This window comes from Serpentinimonas barnesii (genome assembly GCF_000696225.1).
In the GTDB taxonomy this organism is placed as follows: domain Bacteria; phylum Pseudomonadota; class Gammaproteobacteria; order Burkholderiales; family Burkholderiaceae_C; genus Serpentinimonas; species Serpentinimonas barnesii.
In genome coordinates, this window is record NZ_BAWN01000052.1 from 1 (window position 1) to 3,947 (window position 3,947).

Genomic DNA, 3,947 nt, shown 5'->3' on the forward strand with positions numbered 1-3,947 from the left:
CGAGTTGAACCGCAGGTTAGGCGATGGCGAGAAGGGAAACTGGGCCTTGGAACGCTGCGGCGATGCCGGAGATTATGGCTGGGGATGTGCAGGATAGCAAGAGCGGTGTGCAGGGCGGTGGGAAGTCCGGGGAGCAACAGGCCCGCGGCTGGCAGCGCAGCCGGAGCGCGAGGGCGTGAAGCGCCGAAAGGCCATACGATCGTCCGGGATGCGACAGTTAGGCATTTGCTTGATGCGTCTTAGTGGCCGCATTTCGTACAACTTTTTTCTCACGCATAAGTAGCCCCAGCACACTATATGACAGGTAATCCTTTTGCTTTCCGTTGTAGTCAGAGCGCAGTCCAAGAAGGCTAGCAGCGTCGGCATTTTTGATGCCGCCAGGATTTGCCTTGGTGAGCTCAAGAATTGCGGTCTTTAGGAGTTGCAAGCCAAGTTGAGCGCGCTCTACACAACCCTGAGGAACAACAATGCCTGTGCGACTTTTTCCGCCTAGACCGGAAGGAACGACGGCGTTGGTTAATGCTCCCCCAGATTCCGTAGTTCCAAACGCGGAAATGAGTTCTGCTTCCAGACGGAGTGCCTGAGCCTCGGTAAGGTCTTCTACCAAGATATCTACCATTGGCTTCGCACCAGACGCGATGATTTCTTTGATTCTTGCGTACTTCTTCGTTGCATCAGGCGTAACGAGATGATCAAACGCGCGACTTCCCGTGCCCTTGCCAATGTAGAACGGCATGGCTGGTGAAGTGCGAGGATCTTTCAGAGCGTAGACGTAAAAGAAGTTGGTAGCCATGTTGTTCAAATGCCTAACGTTGAGGTTAACCGGCGGGCCGAAGGCACGTCCGAGTTGAACCGCAGGTTAGGCGATGGTGAGAAGGGTAACTGGGCCTTGGAACGCTGCGGCGTTGCCGGAGATTATGGCTGGGGCTGTGGAGGAACGCAAGCGCGGAGGAAGGCAAGCGCGGAGGAAGGCAAGCGCGGTGCGCCCGTTCCGTTTCACGAAGGCCGAGCAGCAGGCCAGCAACCGGGCAGCCTTGCCGGAGCACGAGGAAGTGGAACGGCAGAAGCCAGAGCGAGGCCTAACGTTGAGGTTAACCGGCGGGCCGAAGGCACGTCCGAGTTGAACCGCAGGTTAGGCAATGGTGTGAAGGGTGCTGCTGCCTTGGAACGCTGCGGCGTTGCCGGAGATTATGGCTGGAGCCTTGCAGGAAAGCAAGCGCTGTGGCATTGCAGGGCAGTGGGCAGACCGAGGAGCAACAGGCCAGCAACCGGGCAGCGTCGCCGGAGCCCGAGGGAGTGGAGCCGCAGAAGCCAGAGCGAGGCCTAACGTTTAACATGAGAGGCGACGCAAGGGCGCAGCCCTTGTGGCGTCCTCTCGATGGAAGGGTTAGACCTCAGTTGATCCATATCTCCAACTTGGCGAACTCACCAGTGAATCGCTTTATGTTTGCGTGACCGATCGCCATTCCGACGCTTGTAAGTGTGAAGCTCTGCATAGATTCAGTCCAAGCGTCGAACACTTGCGTCATAAACCCTCGTACCTCGATGATCTTTGCCTTGATTTGGGCAGATGCCATCTTGCGCTCATCAAACAATCTATGAAGCTTCGCGCCATCCTCTGCAGACAAAGTCTTGTCTTCAATCTGCTTTTTAAGAGCCTCCTTGTTTAGGACCTTCACCTGCAGTTTTGTCGAATCATTGAGGCATGGAACAAAAAAGTTCGGATCTAGACCTATGGATAGGTTCCGAGACACGATCTCCTCGCTGCTAAATCCGTTAAGGAACAGACCTTGATACGTATTCCCAAGTTGCTCTTCAAGAGGCTGGCCGACGAGAACAGTGCCGCAGCCAGCGAACTCAAGATGTTGATAGCTGGCTGCACTCTTGGGCAGCTTGTCGGCGAACGGTAATACGTAACGATCAAGGTAGTTGCCAAAGAGGTCGTGATTCCCGACTGAGGCGTTCTGTGTGTACCTAAACAGAAAAATGAGTGCTAGAGCAGCAAGTTGACTGTTCGTGAGCTTTGGCGCTGTTGCAAGAGATTCGTTGAGAACGATCTGCAAGATGTCGCGTTGGTCTTGCTTACTCCGATCCACGAGCAGATCAACAAGCAAGCTTCCTAAGTCTGCGTCTCCGTTCCGGGCGAACTCTTTTTGCACCGTAAGCAACGAGTACTGGAAATCTGGGTCTTGTGCCTTCTGCAGTCCGACTGGGTACTCCTTTTCCAACCTTTCGATTACTTGATTCGTTATTTCTTCGACGCGTGAAGCTGCTGTGTCTCTGGCGACTCCGGAAAGTTCAAAGAAGGTCGCCTTTGCTACATCCAACGCAATCGCTCTCGCTTCCGAGACGGTGATGCCAGCATTGATGATGGTGATATCTCCTCCCGCTTGGAGAGCAGATGCGCCGTCGCCGACAGCTTGATCCTGCTTCTTATCTAGCATCACGTCCTCCCTGTTTAATGCCCCCTGTCGTGACGTCACCGCCGGCTTGTATCCCAAGCCCGTTCTCGCCTACGACTTGGTGTTGGTCGGCTGAGTGCCCCTTCTTGCTCGCGCGCCAGGAAGCTATGAGCGCGATCAGCGAGGTGACTATCGCAATCACAGGCTCGTAATCTGGCGACTTGATACACCACGCTATCGAAGCAATGAATGCAACAAAGGACAAAATCTTGACGACCAACACTGCATGTCTCCTGAGGTCTAACGTTGAGGTTAACCGGCGGGCCGAAGGCACGTCCGAGTTGAACCGCAGGTTAGGCGCTGGCGTGAAGGGTGCTGGGGCCTTGGAACGCTGCGGCGTTGCCGGAGATTATGGCTGGGGCCTTGCAGGAAAGCAAGACTGCGCTGTGGCATTGCAGGGCGCTGGGCAGGCCGAGGAGCAGCAGGCCAGCAACTAGGCAGCGTCGCCGGAGCACGCGGAGGTGGAACGGCAGAAGCCAGAGCGAGGCCTAACGTTGAGGTTAACCGGCGGGCCGAAGGCACGTCCGAGTTGAACCGCAGGTTAGGCGCTGGAGTGAAGGGTGCTGTGGCCTTGGAACGCTGCGGCGTTGCCAGAGATTATGGCCGGGGCCTTGCAGGAAAGCAAGTGTGGTGTGCCTGTTCCGCTCCACGAAGGCCGAGCAGCAGGCAAGAAACCAAGCGGCGCTGCCGGAGCCCGAGGAGGTGGAGCCGCAGAAGCCAGAGCGAGGCCTAACGTTGAGGTTAACCGGCGGGCCGAAGGCACGTCCGAGTTGAACCCTAGGTTAGGCGATGGTGAGAAGGGTAGCTGGGCCTTGGAACGCTGCGGCGCTGCCGGAGATTATGGCCGGGGCCTTGCAGGAAAGCAAGCGCGGTGAGCCTGTTCCGCTCCACGAAGGCCAAGCAGCAGGCCAGCAACCGGGCAGCGCTGCCGGAGCACGCGGAGGTGGAGCCGCAGAGGCCAGAGCGAGGCCTAACGTTGAGGTTAACCGGCGGGCCGAAGGCACGTCCGAGTTGAACCGCAGGTTAGGCGATGGAGTGAAGGGAAACTGGGCCTTGGAACGCTGCGGCGTCGCCGGATATTATGGCCGAGGATGTGCAGGAAAGCAAGCGCGGTGCGCTGGGTGACGGCGGGCAGACCGGGGAGCAGCAGGCCAGCAACCGGGCAGCATTGCCGGAGGCCGAGGGATTGGAGCAGCAGAAGCCAGAGCGAGGCCTAACGTTGAGGTTAACCGGCGGGCCGAAGGCACGTCCGAGTTGAACCGTAGGTTAGGCGATGGTGAGAAGGGTAACTGGGCCTTTGAACGCTGCGGCGTTGCCGGAGATTATGGCCGGGGCCTTGCAGGAAAGCAAGTGCGGTGCGCTGGGTGACGCGGTGGCTAGACCGGGGAGCAGTAGGCCAGCAACCGAGCAGCATTGCCGGAGGCCGAGGAAGTGGAGCCGCAGAAGCCAGAGCGAGGCCTAACGTTGAGGTTAACCGGCGGGCCG

At 57.9% G+C, this 3,947-nt stretch carries 2 protein-coding genes; both read right to left on the bottom strand.

The genetic code is table 11. From position 1 onward, the window contains the following. Positions 1 to 217: 217 nt before the first annotated feature. Complete coding sequence (locus SRAH_RS12200) at positions 218 to 793, bottom strand: GIY-YIG nuclease family protein (protein ID WP_076607035.1); 576 nt, start codon at positions 791 to 793, stop codon at positions 218 to 220. Between the two features lie 601 nt (positions 794 to 1,394). Then, positions 1,395 to 2,501, bottom strand: coding sequence for an LPO_1073/Vpar_1526 family protein (locus SRAH_RS11385; RefSeq protein WP_197537885.1), 1,107 nt, complete (start codon positions 2,499 to 2,501; stop codon positions 1,395 to 1,397). Between the last annotated feature and the right edge of the window lie 1,446 nt (positions 2,502 to 3,947).

Bases quoted from the DNA above. Each gene is read 5' to 3' on its own strand.
- SRAH_RS12200 (WP_076607035.1), bottom strand. From the start codon at position 793: ATGGCTACCAACTTCTTTTACGTCTACGCTCTGAAAGATCCTCGCACT.